The organism is Alkalitalea saponilacus (assembly GCF_900168165.1).
Classification (GTDB): domain Bacteria; phylum Bacteroidota; class Bacteroidia; order Bacteroidales; family Marinilabiliaceae; genus Natronoflexus; species Natronoflexus saponilacus.
Window position 1 is genome coordinate 127,442 of sequence record NZ_FUYV01000004.1, and the last position, 16,969, is coordinate 144,410.

Below are 16,969 nucleotides of genomic sequence, written 5' to 3' on the forward strand. Positions count from 1 at the left end.
CTGATTCAAATTACTTTGTCCTGGTTCGCTTAAGCAATTGTTAAATTGTTGAATTCAACTTTTGAAATTCTTCTTATATGGTACCTGATATACTGCAATCATGCCATATATACGGATTCTCGTATCATATAGTTACGCATTTAGGTAAAAATTATCCGCATCCATCCATGTAGGAAATTTATTTCTGAAGTTATATAAAGATTTGAAATCCAATGTTGTATTGATGATTGCTTCTTTGTTTAAAATCGTTCTATTTAGTGATCTGCCATCAAACCCAAATACAGTCGATGCTCCTTCATATTCAGCAACTGGATCTTTACCCACTCTGTTGGAACCAATTACATAACACTGATTTTCTATGGCTCTTGCGGATAGAAGCGTTTTCCATATGTAAGAACGGGTTTTAGGCCAATTTGCCACATATATGGCAACATCGTAATCGTTCCTGTTTCTACACCATACCGGAAACCTCAGATCATAACAAATGAAAAGAGCGATTCTCCATCCATCTACATTAATGATGACTCTCTTATCTCCTGATGAGTATACTTTCTCTTCTCCGCTCATCCGAAATAAATGCTTTTTATCATACCAAAAGAGGTTCCCTCCGGGATACATTGCGATACAGCGGTTATAATATCTGTTGTTCTCAACAATTGGTAGGCTTCCAATGACAATAGCGTTGGTTGAATCAGATAATTTCTTAAGCCAGTTAAAAACTACCCCTCTCATTGTAGTAGCAGTTTTGTGAGGCTTCATTGAGAATCCAGTAGCAAACATTTCAGGAAGAACAATTACTCTTGATTCAAATTTATTATTTTGAATCAGGTATTGAATTCGCTCCAGATTTACTTCTATTTGCTCCCATTTAATGTCGTGCTGAACTAATGATACTTTTAATTCTTCATTCATGTATGGCTAATAATGGTCAATGAAAAAATTGATATATTCTTCGATTGAGTTTCTGATTTCCAGAAATGACTGAGTATAGTTATTTACAATAATGCAAAAGGCCAGTTTGCGTCCGCTGGTGGTGTAAATATAGCCTGAATACCCCAACACACCCTGCATGGAGCCGCTTTTGGCCAATACTCGACCTCTCCTGTTGTTGGTAGACCACATTCTTCGCAATGAACCGGATTGACCACTTACTGATAGAGACTTTTCAAAAACGCTTTGATATTGCGTTTGATTCACGTGTGCCAATAAATCGGTAAAAAAGCGAGGTGATGCGAGGTTTTTTGGTGATAAACCCGACCCGTCATGAAATCTTAATGGCATGTCTATTCCTGCATTCTTCCAATATTTAATGGTGTTCCATGTAGCAAGATCCCACAATGAATGATGCTTAGGTGCATTTAACCCGTTCAACAAAAACAGATGATCGGCCAATAGATTGTGACTGCGTTGGTTCACTATTTGTATGATCTCCTCAAGCGGAGGGGAGAGATGGGTGAATAATAAATGTAGATCTTCATAATTGATGTTATCCTGAATGTCTATGATGTTATTATCTATATTGTAACCAATATGTTTTGCCAACTCATGAGCAAATGTCTTTCCGGAATTGGGTAATGCTCCACGTATTGTAAAATCAGTGCGGCTTGTTGGAATACTTCCTCTTACTTCCCATTGAGATAAGCCCGGATATCCAAATATGTAGGCACTGTCCCTGTTGTGTGTGGCTGAATATACATGGCTTATAAAACTGATGTCATCAAGGGGAGGGGTGACCGATACAATTTGACATTTTTCTCCGGAACTTGCAGAAGATCTGAGTGTAAGGTGGAAGGTGTTATCTCTCCAACTGAGTCCAGAAGGAACAGCTCCATAATAATTAGCCATGTCTTCCCAAAGACGCCCGGCCGGGTATCGGGGTTCAGGAAATAAAGTCTGATCAATAATAAGCTTTCCGTTTATGGTATGGATTCCATTTTTCTTCAACTGTTCAGCAAAATACTGTAGCGTATTATCCGGTTGAGTTGAATCAAAGTAAAAAGAACCGAGCGTTCCATCTCCACCACCACGAATAACAAGATTTCCATATAATATTCCGTTTTTAATTTCTCCGCTATAGAAAAATGAAGTGGAGAATCTGTATTCCGGCGACAATTTATCGAGAGCTTTAGCAGTAGTTGATAATTTCAAAACACTGGCAGGGGTGAGCAATTTATCCTGATTCACTCCGGTTACTTCTAGACCACTAGAGAGGTCAATGACCGATATCCCAACAGATGCTCCAGGGAAATTTGGTGGCGCAGGTACTTTTGAATTTGAGGCAGCAAAGCTGCTGCATAAACAAGAAAATAGTATTGGTAAAGCAATGATCCATCGCATGGCTGTAACGTTGGTTGTTAAAATCCTGCTCCAAGTTGTTCCTGAAGTTTCTTTGAGTCGTTTATCCTTCTCTCAAGTTCCTTGATGTATTCTGACAAGATTTGTTTCTCTCTTGACGAAACTTGCAGAGAACTTAAGTTATTCATAAGCTCCTGACTAACTCTCGCCCATGCAAGGGACTCATCAAAATTCCCGCTTACTTCAAAAGCTACTGCCAGATTGAATGCTGCTCTGGTTTTTTGTCTATTGTTTCCGTTCTCGTATACATAGTACCAAACTCTGCCAGCCTGATTCCAGTTATTAATGTTAACCAGATCATTTGCACGATCAAACATATGATGTCCGCTTCTGTAGTAAGGTCTGTATACCGATTCCCAATATGGGGCTATGCGTGTGGTGTATTCTTGCCCCATAAAGTTCGCCATTGTATTTAGGCCTTCTCTAATCTCAGGTAAATTTCTGTGTGGTTGATTTAGATACGTAGGATAATTATTCCAAAACAAAGTATCTTTTTGTAGGTAAACATCTAAAATATATCCATTTTCATCATATATTTTCCAAAACATCGCCCCATAAATATCCAGCGTTCCGAAATAAACGTCCTGATTTAGATAGGTTACATTCACTTCACTACTGTAATTGATTTTCTCAAGTGCTATTAAAACCTGAGCATCGTACTCCGAAAGAATTCTTCGAATTTCATTTAAAGGAATAGGGCGGTTTGGGTCTCCATTAGGGGGCAGGTTTAATGAGGTGGAATAGAAATAAACCGTGTCAAAAAATGCCATTTGTTGTAATGATTTGGTCATTGATTGAACTGCTCTTATGCCAAAATCATCCACCCAAATAGAATCGGCAATAATGGTGTCATTGTTGATATAAAATATGTGCATTGAGTCGGAACGATGCGGATATGCGTAATCCACGGCTACAACAGATAAGATATCTGGTGCCATTGAATACTCCGCAGGCCTTAACACGTCTATCTCGATATACGACATGGTAGAACATGCGCTGAAAACAAATGGAAGGAGAATAAATCCCAGGCTCTTCTTTATTTTTTTTAGTCCCATACGGTTATATCTTATTGTTTAATCCGTACCTATAATGCGATTTTAAATATTTCAACAATGTCTGCTTTATTCAGTTTTTTTATTAATCCAATAGATCCAAACCTGCATGCCTTTTCAGCCATAGTTCCGAGTTGAGAATCATCAATATCTACTTCCTTTAAGGAAACAGGCATGCCTATTGATGAAAAGAATGATTTCATGGCTGCAATCCCTTTGTGAGCTGCTGACAAATCATCTGTATCAATAATACCCCACACATTTCGCGCCAATTTTGCAAAACGCCACGCGTTTTGTTCATCTAAAACATATGTCATCCAGGCAGGAAAGATGATTGCAAGTCCTGCACCATGTGTTATGTCATAAATAGCACTCACCTCATGTTCAATAAGATGTGTTGACCAATCGCCCGGTAATTTTCCAAAACTTAATAACCCATTTAATGCAAGGGTGCTTGTCCACATTATTTGTGCTCTTGCTTCATAATTTTCGGGCTGTTCCAAAACTACAGGTGACAACGAAACAGTTGTTTTAATTAATGCTTCGCTCATGGCATCCTGCACTTGGGTTGATTTTTCAGGAGTGAAATATAATTCCAGCACATGACTAATAATGTCGGTAATGCCGGCGGCTGTATGCCACTTATTTACTGTATATGTATATTCCGGATTTAGGAGAGAAAAAACCGGACAGAGAATGGGAGCCCCCATCGCTCTTTTCTCAAATGTTTCACTGTTGCTGATAACCGCGTTGCCATTCATTTCAGAGCCGGTAGCTGCTAATGTAAGGATGGTTCCTAAAGGAACCGCTTTTTTTACAACCGCTTTTTGAACCATGAAATCCCAAGGGTCGCCTTCATAATGTACCCCGGCAGCAATGGCCTTACAACAGTCTAAAACACTTCCACCTCCAACTGCCAGTACAAAATCCAAATTATTCTCACGACAAATTTTTACTCCTTCACGCACAGACTCAATTCCAGGGTTTGGCCTGATGCCGCTTAACTCCTCAAAAGGAATTTGATGTTTGTTTAAAAGAGCTACAATTTCATCATATAATCCAATACTTTTAATTGAACCACCTCCGTAGGCCAGAAGAAGACGTGAACCAACCATTTTTATTTCCGGGATTATTTCCTCAAGTTTATTTTTCCCAAAAAGAATTTTTGTGTTGAATTTGAAATTGAAATCTCTCATATGTTAAACTTTTTAATTGTATTTGATAAACAGTTCTAAAATACAAAAGTTTTCTGTAATTCATAGAGTATTGTTTATAAACAAAACGGGACGGCCAATGGCCGTCCCGCTTTTTATACCTGATTTTGATTCAAATACTACATGTTCATACCACCACAAACAGGAATTACCTGCCCGGTAACATATGATGAAAGATCTGAGCCAAGGAATACGCATGTGTTGGCAACATCTTCCGGAGTTCCTCCGCGTCTCATAGGAATTTGAGCTTCCCATGATTTTTTTACATCTTCGGGTAGAACGCCTGTCATTTCTGTGATAATAAACCCGGGAGCAATGGCATTGCTTCTGATTCCCCGTGATCCAAGTTCTTTTGCAATTGATTTTGTGAAACCAATCATACCTGCTTTGGATGCAGAATAGTTTGATTGACCTGCATTTCCACTTACTCCAACTACCGAACTCATATTAATAATGGAGCCTGAGCGCTGTTTTAACATGGTTCCCTGTACTGCTTTTGTAAAGTTAAAGCAGGATTTGAGGTTTACTGAAATTACGGCATCCCATTGGTCTTCGGTCATACGCATCAAAAGGGTGTCTTTGGTTATTCCGGCATTGTTAACCAGGATATCGATACGACCAAAATCTTTAGCAATTTCTGCCACCACCTGTTGAGTTTCTTGAAAATTAGCAGCATTGGAGGCGTAACCTTTTGCTTTTACACCAAAAGCAGCAATTTCTTTTTCAGTAGCTTCTGCCGCCTCGTTTATGGCAAGGTCAGTAAAAGCAATATTACAACCTTCGGCTGCAAAACGCAATGCAATGGCTTTACCGATTCCGCGGGCAGCACCTGTAATGATCGCAGTTTTTCCTTCTAATAGCTTCATTCGTTAAAAATTTAAATAAATTTGGCTGAATAGCGTTATTGAATTAATGTTGACCTGTTTACTCTGCTTAAAAATAAATAAAACAGGATGATAACAGCAAAATTCCACACAAAGTTAAGAAAAAAGTAAAAACGTACAATTTTAACTATACGCAATGAAAAATGTTAGTCTAAGTTGAATTGATTGATTTTATTTTGGAAAGCAAAAAAAAGAGTGGGGGGAGGAGGATTCGAACCTCCGAAGTCGTAAGACAACAGATTTACAGTCTGCCCCGGTTGGCCACTTCGGTATCCCCCCTTGCAATTTGCAGGTGCAAAATTACAATTATTTTTTTAACCTACAACTTAAATCAACCATTTTAATAGCTGTTATGGCTGCTTCATCACCTTTGTTTCCATGCTTTCCGCCGGCTCTCTCTTCAGCTTGCTCTTGATTGTCAGTTGTTAATACACCAAAAATAAATGGGATTTTAAATTTTACATTCAGCTGGGTAATCCCTTGTGTAACCCCCTGGCATACGTAATCAAAATGCGGTGTATCTCCCTGAATTACGCATCCTAAACAAATAACTGCGTCAACATCGGTTTTTTTTGCCAAAAGACGTGCCCCTGCTGTCAGTTCAAAGCTACCCGGAACGCCAATGGTTATGATGTTCTCTTCGATGGCTCCATGTTTTAAAAGAGTGTTTTTAGCTCCCTGATATAGCGCATCGGTAATGGGTCTGTTCCACTCCGATACTACAATACCAAATTTCATTTTAGAGGCAGACGGAACCGACTGTTCGTCGTATATTGATAAATTCTGTAATGATGTAGCCATGATTATCAGTGTTTTAATATGTACAATAAAAAAGCTGTTAGTTTCTATAAGATTTACTTTGCCGTCAATCCCACAGGGTTGACGGTAAAGTAAATCAAATCATTTCTAACAGCTTAAATATAATAATTGTTTACAAAAATCAGAGAGATACGCGAGTGATGTATTTGTCGATCTGTCTAGCCTCGGTACTTTCTCTGTATTTTTCTTTAATTGTTCTAAAAGCTTCAAGAGCTCTTACATTGTCGCCAATGCTTTCGTATGCCAAGCCTTTTTTCAGAAGGAAAAATGGCGCCGTTATGCTGTTCTCTATTTGAGATGAACGCTGATACCATCTGATGGCTTCGTTAATGTCGCCAAGCTCTGCATGTGCATCGCCGATAGCTCCTAAAGAAACCGCGTTCATCTTGTCGTTTTTGGTTTTAAAGCTTCTGAGGTATCTGATGGCTTCTTCGTACTCTCCAATATGCAGATAGCTGATTCCGGCATAATATCTTGAAAGATTACCTGCTTTTGTACGCCCAAAATTATCAATGATTTCCAAGAAACCCGGATTAATTCCATCTCCTTCAAGAGCGGCACTATAATCTTCGTTTTCGAACATGATTTGTGCATGGAACATCTGACGCTGAGCTTCAGCTTCCTGCGGCTCCATGTATAATTTAATGTAGGCCCAATAACCGCCAACAATAAGTATCAATGCCAGTACAGCAATGGTCAGAGTTTTTTGATTCTCTTCAATGAACCTTTCGGTTCTACCGAGCGCCTGCTCAACATTTTCCAGTTTGTTTTCTGAAGTGTTTTCTTTCTTAGACATATCTTCATTAATTTTTTAGATTCGCAAATTTAATAAATTAGATATAATATGAGCAATTGCCCTAAATATTTTTGGCATTTTACAGAATGCCAAAACGATATGTTGTTAATGATTAGGGTGTTAATTATTTTAAATGGGATTTCTATTTTTTGCTTTTTCAAATGATTACTTTTGTACAATATAATTTCGTTATAAATGTACTTAAAACATATCAATCTTTTAAATTTTAAGAATTTAAAGCAGTGTGAACTTGATCTTACCTCAGGAATAAACTGTTTTGTTGGGAAAAATGGTGCCGGAAAAACAAACCTCCTGGATGCTGTTTTTTATATGTCTTTCTGTAAAAGTTATTTTAATTCAATTGATAGTCAGTTAATTCATCACGATGAAGATTTTTTCGTAATCCAGGGGAGTTACGTCAGAGGCGATCAGGATGATCAGATTTATGCAGGTTTAAAGCGAAACCAGAAAAAGCAATTTAAACGCAATAAAAAGGAATATACCCGTTTATCCGATCACATAGGATTGTTACCTTTGGTGATGATCTCTCCTGGTGATGAGCGTCTAATTACGGAAGGAAGCGAATTGCGACGAAAATATATAGACAGTGTAGTGTCTCAATTTGATAAGCCTTACCTGGATTTAATTATCAGGTATAACAGGATTGTTAACCAGAGAAATGTTCTTCTTAAAAGTGCAAGAGGCAATATTAAGTTAATTGAATCGCAGTTGGATGTTTGGGATGAACAACTGGCAATTACCGGAGAACAGATTTTTAATAAACGTGAAACGTTTATTAAGGAGTTAGAGCCTGTATTTCAAAAATATTACTGTTTTATCTCAGGCGGACATGAGCAGGTCAGCATCATTTATCATTCGCATCATCAGAAAGGAAAACTTACGGAGCAACTATTAAAAAGACGTGCAAAGGATTTGGTGTTGGGATACACCAGCAAAGGCATTCATAGGGATGATCTTGAATTGTTGTTGAATGGATACGCTGTAAAGAAAGACGGATCACAGGGACAGAAAAAAACTTTTTTTATCGCACTTAAACTGGCACAATTTGAATTCCTGAAAGATTTTTTTGGTTTTTCACCCATTCTTTTACTCGACGATTTGTTCGATAAACTGGATGATGAAAGGGTGAGTAGTTTAATTGAGTTGGCCGGCAGGGATACCTTTCAACAGATTTTTATTACCGATACACAAAGAAAGCGTCTTCATGACATTGTGAAGCAAACCGGTAAAGAGCATCGCTTTTTTCAGGTTGACAATGGAGAAATTAATTTTGAAATTTAAAGAAGAAAAGATATTTGACGATGTATAGAGACGACAGAAACCGATACAACAACACGAAATCCCTTCAGGAGATTCTTTCTGATATTGTTGACAGTCCGGCATTAAGTCGTGGCATAAAAGAGAGCCGTGCAATACAGGCCTGGCCAATAGTATTAGGCCCGTCAGTGGCCCGTATAACTACACAGGTAAAGTTTTATAAGGGAGTTTTGTACGTAAATCTCAACTCCAGTATCATCAGAAGCGAACTTCTGATGCACAAAACAAAAATCATAGAATCATTAAACCGCGAAGCCGGAGGCAAGGTGGTTTACGATCTGGTTATCCGTTAATAAGGGAACTCTTCCATCGAGCTAAAGAAAAATCGTGTCTCTCTTTTTGCGCTTTCATCACTGTCTGAGCCATGTATGGCGTTGCGGGTTTTATCTTTGGCATAGGTTCTCCTAATGGTTCCCTCTTCGGCCTGTGCGGGATCAGTATTTCCAATCAGTTTGCGAAAATCATCCACTGCATTTTCTTTTTCAAGTATGGCAACAACTACTGGCCCTGATGACATGAACTCGATCAAATCGGGGAAAAACGATTTTCCGGTATGTTCTTCGTAGAATATTTCAGCTTTTTCAGCAGGTAATTGGGTCATTTTTAAGGCTCGAATATGAAAACCTTCTTTTTCGATTCTTGATAAAATTGCACCAACGTGATGTTGCTTTACGGCATATGGTTTTATCATTGTCAATGTTATTCTGCCCGTGTTCATATATCCAGAATTTAATGGGTTACAATTGATGCTAACTTTAAAGTTAGCATACCAACAATATACCTTTTTTACTTGATAAATCATAAAAAATAATCGCTTGGCTGATAATTTAATTTATCTTTGTTGATTGAAGATATAAAACCCCCATTATAATTGAGACTTGTGCTTTGGGGGTAAATGAGTTTATAGAAAACCAGAATTTTTGTGAGTTTAGATATTCAAGAGATTAAAAGATTCAAATCTTTTTTGGTCAATGCCAAAAAAGTACTAATCATTCCACATAAAGATCCGGATGGCGATGCCATAGGTTCTTCTCTGGCATGGTATAATCTGTTTAAAGAGAATGGAATAAAAGGAGTGGTGGTATCACCCAATGAGGTGCAGATTACACTTCAATGGATGCCGGGAGCTGACTCTATCATTATCTTTTCTAAGGATAGAAACATCGCCCTTCAGGAGATTAATGACTGTGATTTGGCGTTATACCTCGATTTTAATGGGATTGGCAGAACAGGTGATTTGCAGGAGACTTTATCGAAACTCGTTATTCCAAAAATCACCATCGATCATCACCCTTATCCTGATATGGATTTATCGGATGTCATGATTTCAGATACCGAGGTGTCATCGACTTGCGAATTATCCTACTCGGTAATGAAGTATCTTAACTTGAAACCATCGCCGTTCTCAGCCACATGCTTATATACCGGTATCATGACCGATACCGGTATGTTAAATCATAACTCTTCAAGACCGGGATTATATCATGTAATTGCCGATTTGTTGGAGGTCGGAGTTGATAAAGATTATGTACATCAGGAAGTATTCCACAGCAACTCTTTATCACGAATGCGTTTATTTGGGCACGCTTTATGTAGTAAGTTGGAGTTGTTAGCAGATGGCAAAATTGCTTATATTGCTCTTTCTGAGGATGAACTTAAAAGATTTGATTATAAGCCAGGGGATACAGAAGGATTGGTGAATTACCCTTTGTCAATTGATGGGATAGAGGTGGCAGCCTTGATAACTGAGAAGGAGCCTGGATTTGTGAAAATTTCAATGCGTTCTCGCGGAAATTTACCAGTTAATGATTTTGCCGCTAAATATTTTTCTGGTGGTGGTCACAGAAATGCTGCCGGAGGAGAAATGAAGGACGATTATGAAAAAGTAGTAAAGCATTTTATATCAGTTGTAACGAAACATTTCAGCTAAAAATTATTAGATGAGGGTTTTAAATATAATATTTCTGATCTCATTGCTGTTCATTTTTTGCAGCTGCTCCGATTCTCAGAATCGACAACAATCACAGCGTAGTTCCCAAATCAGTAGGGATCAATACATTGAGATTAACAGGCAGTTGATTGATTTTGACCAACGTATTATATCACAGTATGTTGATTCAACGGGGCTGGAGATGGATAGAACTGAAACAGGCCTATGGTATAAAATTGATAGTCCTGAAGACGGAGTCGAAATCAAGACAGGACAAATAGTTACTCTCGACTATAATGTATGGTTGTTGGATGGAACTTTATGTTACAGTTCTGATGAAGATGGCCATAAGGTTTTTATGGTTGGGCACGGAGGTGTTGAGTCAGGACTTGAGGAAGGCATTCTAATGTTAAAGAAAGGTAGCAAAGCAACCTTTATCATGCCGCCGCATCTTGCTCATGGGCTTATTGGCGATGACGACAGAATTCCTTATCGAGCCATTTTAAAATATGAAGTTGAAGTATTAGATGTTAAAGACAAATAATTTTTAAACAATGATGAGATTTTTTATTGCAGGCTTCTTTTTATTCTCTTTCCTTTTTGTAGGTTGCAGCAAGGACAAGGACAAAACTTCTGAAATTGAATACGAGTATGTTGATATACATGACTATGCCAGGGAGCATTTTCCCGGTGTCGACAGCATGGAAAACGGAATGTATGTAATTGTACACTACGAGGGGTCAGGAAGTAAACCGGTTAGGGATGAAGTTTTATATGCTTATTATACGGGGCATTTGTTAACAGGCCAGGGTTTTGATACCATCAAACACCGCAGATTTAGTTCGGCAGATTACCCGGTTCCACTTAAACCTGTAAAACCCTCAGATGATGCTACAGATGAGGAAAAAGAAGAATATGATAAAGAACTTGCGGAATTTCAAGCTAAAGTAATTGCGTATGAAAAGTTGAAAGATGAAAACTTTAAGCTTTTTCAATTCAGGTATGAAACCGGAAATGTAATACAGGGCTGGCACCTAGGTTTCGGATTGCTGACTAAAGGCAGCAGAGCAACTTTTCTAATACCTTCTCATCTTGCATATGGAGACAGGAGGGTGGGGGTAATCCCTCCAAATTCGCCTCTTCGTTTTGATGTGGAGTTGGTAAATCCAAAATAGTCAATAATTGTGCGTCAATAATAAAAATATTATAGTATGTTTTTAATTAGTTTTTTTAAGAAAATTGTCAATGCAATTTTAGGGTTGTCGATCTTTACTCTTTTAGCGATTGGATGTAGTGATCCATACAGGGGAATCGACTATACAAGATTTCAGCGTGAGGAGGCAAAACTTCTGGCCGAGTTTTATGAAATGTATGAGGATAGTCTGTTTGCATTGGCGGTTGACACGATTATTGATAACAGAGAAAAATCTGGCTTGCTGTTTCTTGGTACTGAGCGAGGAGTGGGAGATACTTTAGGACTTCATAAATATGCATCTTTTAGATACGATTATTATGAACTACTCAGGCATCCTGAAACCGAAAAGCCTGCATTGTTGAAAAGATATAGTAATTATGGTGGAGGAGAACCAGATGTGATTCGAATTGGAGATGAGAGTTGGTTTTCTGGTTTACACGAAGGCATGAGTTTTATGAGAATTGGTGGAAAAGCCACTCTGGTAATTCCTAGTACAATTGGTACTAGAAATGAATTTATAACTATAGTTATAGATGTTGAAGTTACTACAGCGGAATTCTAAATAAAACTTGTCTTTGTTTTATGGGAAATTAACCTATTCTACTTTGAAGTGAGTAAGTACTATATCTATTCTCTACTGGTCGAAAAATGATGTCTTGTTTTTAACAGTGCATAAATGTATTTCTTAATTACTTGTTATACCGATATGGTCTTCTTTGGCAATAGTTATATTGTGCAATGAAGAAGGCTCACTTTAACAACTATTGAGTTGTTCATTAAGTGGCTTATCGGGATAGTCCCGTCAGGCTTGTAGTATCGGTATTAAAAATGAAATTCCTTGCTTCAGAAACGTCGTGGTACTCCTTGGTTGAGCAAATATGTAGATTCTATCAAAGCTCTTCCGGACAGTATTTATATTGTAAAAAGAAGTTTTAAACAGTCCATATTTAACCTACGAAATTGGATATTGAGGCAGTTTGCATTTCAAGATACGATTTTTGTGTCGTACAAATTCTCTTTTGCCAGATTTTTCTAATATTTCTCCTATAGCATTAAATGGCAATCCCATTTGAAAGGGGTAGACTCTGTCCAAAATTGTTAGTATGTGTAATCTGCATTAAATCAGACTGCTAGCTGATTTTGGGTTTCTTTGTTGTCTCAATAGTTCATTAAACTTTTTCATCCCCTTGAATTGCAGATGGATACCAATCTGTCTGTTAGGGGTGTTTATTGTATTAAATCAAAGACATACCTTGATATAATCCCGAATGTCTCGAGATCAAAGGTCTAACGACCTATTAATTTACGGATTGCTTCTTTTTGTGGTTTGGGTATATTGTAATAAAAAAGGAGCTGCCTCATTAGGCAACTCCCTTCTCGAATTAAAAAACCAGGTAAATTTTAAAGTACGGATTAATAGTTATATGAACTTTGTCCGTGCTCATGTATGTCAAGACCTTCACGTTCTTCTTTTTCAGAAACCCTTAGTCCTGTTGTATGCTTAAGTATTGTGAATAGAAGGAATGCAGTTCCAAGTGCCCATGCTGCGATTACCACAACACCAAGAACCTGTACTCCAAATAGAGACCATCCACCACCATAGAATACTCCACCCTCGGTAGCAAAAAGCCCAACCATGATGGTTCCAAATGCACCAACCAATCCGTGTACTGTAATTGCACCAACGGGGTCGTCTACTTTTAGAACTTTGTCAATCAATTCAATACCAAATACAAGAACCACTCCGGCCAAAGCACCAATAATAACAGCACCTCCCGGTGAAACTATATCTGTACCTGCAGTAATGGCTACTAAACCTGCTAAAGCACCGTTGAGGGTCATACTTAAATCAGGTTTTCCATAACGTTTCCAGGTTAAGAACATGGTTACAACAACCGAAGCAACTGCTGATAGGTTAGTGGTAACAAAAATATGGGCAATGGCAAAAACACTATCTCCCGAGGCGGCTAATTCAGAACCAGGGTTGAATCCAAACCATCCTAACCATAGAATAAAGACTCCAAGAGCACCTAATACCATGTTGTGACCAGGGATAGCATTTACTTTCCCATTTGTATATTTGCCTAGACGAGGTCCAACGATGGCTGCTCCAGCCAATGCAACCCAACCACCAACAGAGTGAACGACTGTTGATCCGGCGAAGTCATGGAATCCCATTTCTGCCAACCATCCGTCGCCCCATACCCAGTGTCCTGATATCGGGTAAATAACTAATGTAATGATAAGCGTGAAAATTAAATAAACACCAAATCGGGTTCTTTCAGCCATAGCTCCGGAAACAATGGTTGCGGCAGTTGCTGCAAACATGGTTTGGAAGATCAAAATGGCCATGTCAGGCACATCATTGCCATAATCGGCAGTAAAGAAGAAGTTAAACCCCCCGATAAATCCTCCAACCGAAGGTCCAAACATAATGCTGAAACCAACAAACCAGAAAACCAGTGACCCAATTGATAAGTCCATTAGGTTTTTCATGATGATGTTTCCAACGTTTTTTGCTCTGGTGAAACCTGCTTCCACCATACCGAAACCAGCCTGCATAAAAAATACCAGTACAGCTGCAATCAGTATCCATATAGTATCAATTGAAACGGAGTTTTCGCTTGCTACTTTTGCAATATCTAATGTATCCATAGCGTTTAAGTTTAATCGGTTAATTAGGTTACTTCTTTATGTACAAGGTTTCAGGGCCGGATTCGCCGGTGCGAATCTTGTAGGTGTTCTCTACATCGGAAATAAAAATTCTTCCGTCACCAATCTCACCTGTACGTGCAGCTTCTGTAATGGCCTTAACTGTTTTATCTACATTTTCGTCGCGAACAACGATTGAGATTAAGCGTCGCTCAATGATGCTGGTGTCATACACAGTGCCGCGATATAGATGACCTTCAACGGCAGTTCCAACACCTCGCACATCCCAATAGGAGAAAAAAGTGATGTCTTGTTCTTCAAGTGCTTTTCTTACGTCTTCGTATTTTGTAAGACGAATGATGGCTTCAATTTTTTTCATGATATCAGGTTTTAAATGAATATTCATAATGAAGTTGTAATGAGGTTGAATTAAAGGTTGTCCTTGTTATTATAATAACAAGGCTACCTTTAATTGTTTTTATTTTAGAATGATACCCCAACTACGATATAGAATTGCTCGGTATTCGGGTTCAGAATTAACGACCCAGACATCGGAATAGAGAATGTATCAGTGATTTTAATCTCTTTTGATGTTCCAATGCCTACATTTACCACCTGAAGGTTTCCATTTGTGGTGTGCCAGCCGTCACCTGCTCCAAAGAATACATCGAATAAGCCACCGCTGTATCCAATTTCGAAATACATGTCGCCTCCCTCGGACCCGGCTCCATCCGAAGAGTCATTTACTATATAATTGGCACTGAGAGATAAACCTGATACCTCATATCCCAGATTCAATTCTAAAGCATGGCTCGAAACACCTTTGTCTAACTCAAACCAGGAGGAGCCGGGGTAATAATACGAGGTAGCGCCTAAGCTTAGGCCAAAATCAAAGTCGTATGAAGCATAAAGGTCAGCTTCATTAAAGTTTGTCAAAATTCCGTTTCCAGTACCAAATGCTCCCCATGCTCCAATTGTGAATCCGCCGGATGTGAATTCAATGGTGGGTTGCAAACTTGGTCCGTCTCCAAAATCAACTCCACGGAAAACGTAACGGTTGTAGAAGTCAAGTCCTACATTAACTTCCTGGGCGTTTGCTGTTGTAAAGAACAGTACCCCGATTGCTGCGATTAAAAGCTTTTTCATGGCTCGGTAGTGTTAAATTAGTAATTAGGAATAAAAAAATGGTTTTTAGGTTATCAACCCCCTTTTTTTTGTAGGTTGATAATGCAAATCTATGTAAAAAATCAATTGACCCCCCTAAAAACAATGTGAAAAAAACTAAAAACAAGAAAAAAATATCATTTACCCCTATTTTTATGGGGTGGTGTGAGTGGAAAATATACTTTTTATTAAGGTGTACCCTGTATTAATTATTCTCTGCCAAATATGATAGGTAGAATCTGTTCAGCCTTTTGTTTGAGACTTAAACAACATTAGAGGCCAAAAATCTATTCCAGCTATATTGTAATATCTCGAAATAAAGTTCTGGTCTACTGTTTTTAAATTGTTATATTTAAAGGATTTTTTTATGCGTGTGGTAATGAGGAGTTTATTTTATGTCTCTGCGACGCAACCATCTGAATCAAATTGCGTCTACCAATAGATTTTAAATATGAAAGCAATTTAGGCAGAATTAATAGGGTGACTATTAGTGATAAGTCAACCATGCTAATTGAAGCAATATGAGTAAATAAGGGAAACGGGGTGTGAATAAAACACGAGACTCATCTCTTTTTGACGGTTCTGCATTCTGAAGTATATAGAGCGAGCATGATTCGTTTAAAGAAAATATGGATCAGAATTCATCATGCGAATTCAATCCGGTATAAAAATATGTGCGGATGAAAATCTTAAAGTCATTGTTAATTGGAGTTTTGTTGGTTGCAATTACTGGTTTAACTTCTTGTAAAGTAGAAGATGATTACGAACAGCTATACTTAGCCATGGGAAATGTCATTGGAAATTCACCTTCAACCTTTTTAATCGAAGCAGATGATGGAACTATTCTACGCCCTATCGAATACCCTTCAGATTATGATGAGATTATAGAGGGCAAGAGAGTATTTTTCTATTTTAAACATGTAGATGCTGGTAGAGACGATCAAAACTTTGATTATTCTATTCGTATTCAAGCCATGCAGGATGTATTAACAAAAGGGATACTGAATGTTGATAGTGAAGGGAGGGATACATTAAAACGTGATCCTGTTAGGATTATTAATGCTTGGATTGGAAAATCGTATCTTAATGTGGAGTTTTCATTTTTTGGACACGAGAAAGCTCACATATTTGATCTTTTGCTGGATCCTGGAGAACAATACAAAGGTGGTTTCACCACACTTGATTTTCATCATGACGCTCGTAACGACAAGCAATACTATAACCTCCGGGGGATAATTAGTTTTGATTTAACTGAGTTACAAAAAGAATCAGTTGATAGTATCAATATATTCTTTCGCGCCGATGACGACTCTTTTACTTCACGTGAACTTATATATAGATATTCTGATGAGTAGACTGCTGTACTTATTGAAAATCTGCGGTCTGATTATTGCTGTAGGTTGATACACATGGAGTGTTGATTTTGAATTAATAAACACTGGAAAAAAGAAAGAATAATTTGTAGCTTGCAAATTATTCTTTTTTTTTCACATGTTGTTAAGATTTCTGCAAATTTAAGTGCCATATTTAATATAATATTGCTCTTTCAGGCAATGTAATCTGCATTTAA

18 protein-coding genes and 1 tRNA gene are annotated in these 16,969 nt (G+C 38.0%); 7 read left to right on the top strand and 12 right to left on the bottom strand.

Annotated elements, in window-relative coordinates; translation table 11 throughout:
• Positions 1-132 precede the first annotated feature (132 nt).
• From B5X70_RS04970 to B5X70_RS05005, 8 genes are all read right to left on the bottom strand, one after another.
• Positions 133-912, bottom strand: coding sequence for an amidohydrolase (locus tag B5X70_RS04970; protein WP_079556780.1), 780 nt, complete (start codon positions 910-912; stop codon positions 133-135).
• 6 nt (positions 913-918) lie between these two features.
• Complete coding sequence (gene dacB / locus B5X70_RS04975; RefSeq protein WP_079556781.1) at positions 919-2,337, bottom strand: D-alanyl-D-alanine carboxypeptidase/D-alanyl-D-alanine endopeptidase; 1,419 nt, start codon at positions 2,335-2,337, stop codon at positions 919-921.
• Between the two features lie 17 nt (positions 2,338-2,354).
• Complete coding sequence (locus tag B5X70_RS04980; RefSeq protein WP_079556782.1) at positions 2,355-3,410, bottom strand: DUF6340 family protein; 1,056 nt, start codon at positions 3,408-3,410, stop codon at positions 2,355-2,357.
• A 29-nt stretch (positions 3,411-3,439) separates the two neighbouring features.
• Positions 3,440-4,603 (bottom strand): iron-containing alcohol dehydrogenase, encoded by a 1,164-nt coding sequence (locus tag B5X70_RS04985; RefSeq protein WP_079556783.1) that lies wholly within the window; start codon positions 4,601-4,603, stop codon positions 3,440-3,442.
• A gap of 137 nt (positions 4,604-4,740) precedes the next feature.
• Positions 4,741-5,487, bottom strand: a complete 747-nt coding sequence (fabG, locus tag B5X70_RS04990; protein ID WP_079556784.1) for a 3-oxoacyl-[acyl-carrier-protein] reductase — start codon at positions 5,485-5,487, stop codon at positions 4,741-4,743.
• A 214-nt stretch (positions 5,488-5,701) separates the two neighbouring features.
• Positions 5,702-5,784 (bottom strand) — tRNA-Tyr (locus tag B5X70_RS04995).
• 27 nt (positions 5,785-5,811) lie between these two features.
• Entirely contained in the window at positions 5,812-6,306 is a 495-nt protein-coding gene (gene ribH, locus B5X70_RS05000) for a 6,7-dimethyl-8-ribityllumazine synthase (RefSeq protein ID WP_079556785.1), read from the bottom strand.
• Between the two features lie 139 nt (positions 6,307-6,445).
• The gene (locus B5X70_RS05005; protein WP_079556786.1) at positions 6,446-7,120 is read right to left on the bottom strand and encodes a tetratricopeptide repeat protein; all 675 of its coding nucleotides are present in this window, start codon (positions 7,118-7,120) and stop codon (positions 6,446-6,448) included.
• 195 nt (positions 7,121-7,315) lie between these two features.
• Here B5X70_RS05005 and recF point away from each other — a divergent pair, with 195 nt between their 5' ends.
• Together recF and B5X70_RS05015 are read left to right on the top strand one after the other, a co-directional pair.
• Positions 7,316-8,422 (top strand): DNA replication/repair protein RecF, encoded by a 1,107-nt coding sequence (recF, locus tag B5X70_RS05010; protein WP_079556787.1) that lies wholly within the window; start codon positions 7,316-7,318, stop codon positions 8,420-8,422.
• 20 nt (positions 8,423-8,442) lie between these two features.
• Positions 8,443-8,751: a DciA family protein gene (locus B5X70_RS05015; protein ID WP_079556788.1), complete on the top strand. Its 309-nt coding sequence runs from the start codon at positions 8,443-8,445 to the stop codon at positions 8,749-8,751.
• Here B5X70_RS05015 and ndk read toward each other — a convergent pair.
• Positions 8,748-9,149, bottom strand: a complete 402-nt coding sequence (gene ndk / locus B5X70_RS05020; RefSeq protein WP_232468335.1) for a nucleoside-diphosphate kinase — start codon at positions 9,147-9,149, stop codon at positions 8,748-8,750. The two genes, B5X70_RS05015 and ndk, sit on opposite strands and share 4 nt — an antisense overlap.
• A 231-nt stretch (positions 9,150-9,380) precedes the next feature.
• Between ndk and B5X70_RS05025 the strand changes: the two genes are divergently transcribed.
• The 4 genes from B5X70_RS05025 to B5X70_RS05040 are packed head-to-tail and all read left to right on the top strand — an operon-like array spanning position 9,381 to position 12,145.
• Positions 9,381-10,388 (top strand): DHH family phosphoesterase, encoded by a 1,008-nt coding sequence (locus B5X70_RS05025; RefSeq protein ID WP_079556790.1) that lies wholly within the window; start codon positions 9,381-9,383, stop codon positions 10,386-10,388.
• A gap of 10 nt (positions 10,389-10,398) precedes the next feature.
• Positions 10,399-10,932, top strand: coding sequence for an FKBP-type peptidyl-prolyl cis-trans isomerase (locus B5X70_RS05030; protein WP_079556791.1), 534 nt, complete (start codon positions 10,399-10,401; stop codon positions 10,930-10,932).
• A 10-nt stretch (positions 10,933-10,942) separates the two neighbouring features.
• On the top strand, positions 10,943-11,563 hold the full coding sequence (locus B5X70_RS05035) for an FKBP-type peptidyl-prolyl cis-trans isomerase (RefSeq protein ID WP_079556792.1): 621 nt from the start codon (positions 10,943-10,945) through the stop codon (positions 11,561-11,563).
• A 36-nt stretch (positions 11,564-11,599) separates the two neighbouring features.
• Positions 11,600-12,145, top strand: coding sequence for an FKBP-type peptidyl-prolyl cis-trans isomerase (locus B5X70_RS05040; RefSeq protein ID WP_079556793.1), 546 nt, complete (start codon positions 11,600-11,602; stop codon positions 12,143-12,145).
• Positions 12,146-12,996: 851 nt separating this feature from the next.
• Here B5X70_RS05040 and B5X70_RS05045 read toward each other — a convergent pair.
• The 3 genes from B5X70_RS05045 to B5X70_RS05055 form a co-directional block, all read right to left on the bottom strand.
• Positions 12,997-14,238: an ammonium transporter gene (locus tag B5X70_RS05045; protein WP_079556794.1), complete on the bottom strand. Its 1,242-nt coding sequence runs from the start codon at positions 14,236-14,238 to the stop codon at positions 12,997-12,999.
• Positions 14,239-14,266: 28 nt separating this feature from the next.
• Entirely contained in the window at positions 14,267-14,614 is a 348-nt protein-coding gene (locus B5X70_RS05050) for a P-II family nitrogen regulator (RefSeq protein ID WP_079556795.1), read from the bottom strand.
• Between the two features lie 104 nt (positions 14,615-14,718).
• Positions 14,719-15,381, bottom strand: a complete 663-nt coding sequence (locus B5X70_RS05055; protein ID WP_079556796.1) for a TorF family putative porin — start codon at positions 15,379-15,381, stop codon at positions 14,719-14,721.
• 698 nt (positions 15,382-16,079) lie between these two features.
• On the opposite strand from B5X70_RS05055, the gene B5X70_RS05060 reads away from it, so the two are divergent.
• Positions 16,080-16,754, top strand: a complete 675-nt coding sequence (locus tag B5X70_RS05060; RefSeq protein ID WP_079556797.1) for a NigD1/NigD2 family lipoprotein — start codon at positions 16,080-16,082, stop codon at positions 16,752-16,754.
• Positions 16,755-16,969: the final 215 nt, after the last annotated feature.

Coding starts and splice junctions, on each gene's coding strand:
- B5X70_RS04970 (WP_079556780.1), bottom strand. CDS start 912: ATGAATGAAGAATTAAAAGTATCATTAGTTCAGCACGACATTAAATGG.
- dacB (WP_079556781.1), bottom strand. CDS start 2,337: ATGCGATGGATCATTGCTTTACCAATACTATTTTCTTGTTTATGCAGC.
- B5X70_RS04980 (WP_079556782.1), bottom strand. CDS start 3,410: ATGGGACTAAAAAAAATAAAGAAGAGCCTGGGATTTATTCTCCTTCCA.
- B5X70_RS04985 (WP_079556783.1), bottom strand. CDS start 4,603: ATGAGAGATTTCAATTTCAAATTCAACACAAAAATTCTTTTTGGGAAA.
- fabG (WP_079556784.1), bottom strand. CDS start 5,487: ATGAAGCTATTAGAAGGAAAAACTGCGATCATTACAGGTGCTGCCCGC.
- ribH (WP_079556785.1), bottom strand. CDS start 6,306: ATGGCTACATCATTACAGAATTTATCAATATACGACGAACAGTCGGTT.
- B5X70_RS05005 (WP_079556786.1), bottom strand. CDS start 7,120: ATGTCTAAGAAAGAAAACACTTCAGAAAACAAACTGGAAAATGTTGAG.
- recF (WP_079556787.1), top strand. CDS start 7,316: ATGTACTTAAAACATATCAATCTTTTAAATTTTAAGAATTTAAAGCAG.
- B5X70_RS05015 (WP_079556788.1), top strand. CDS start 8,443: ATGTATAGAGACGACAGAAACCGATACAACAACACGAAATCCCTTCAG.
- ndk (WP_232468335.1), bottom strand. CDS start 9,149: ATGATAAAACCATATGCCGTAAAGCAACATCACGTTGGTGCAATTTTA.
- B5X70_RS05030 (WP_079556791.1), top strand. CDS start 10,399: ATGAGGGTTTTAAATATAATATTTCTGATCTCATTGCTGTTCATTTTT.
- B5X70_RS05035 (WP_079556792.1), top strand. CDS start 10,943: ATGATGAGATTTTTTATTGCAGGCTTCTTTTTATTCTCTTTCCTTTTT.
- B5X70_RS05040 (WP_079556793.1), top strand. CDS start 11,600: ATGTTTTTAATTAGTTTTTTTAAGAAAATTGTCAATGCAATTTTAGGG.
- B5X70_RS05045 (WP_079556794.1), bottom strand. CDS start 14,238: ATGGATACATTAGATATTGCAAAAGTAGCAAGCGAAAACTCCGTTTCA.
- B5X70_RS05050 (WP_079556795.1), bottom strand. CDS start 14,614: ATGAAAAAAATTGAAGCCATCATTCGTCTTACAAAATACGAAGACGTA.
- B5X70_RS05055 (WP_079556796.1), bottom strand. CDS start 15,381: ATGAAAAAGCTTTTAATCGCAGCAATCGGGGTACTGTTCTTTACAACA.
- B5X70_RS05060 (WP_079556797.1), top strand. CDS start 16,080: ATGAAAATCTTAAAGTCATTGTTAATTGGAGTTTTGTTGGTTGCAATT.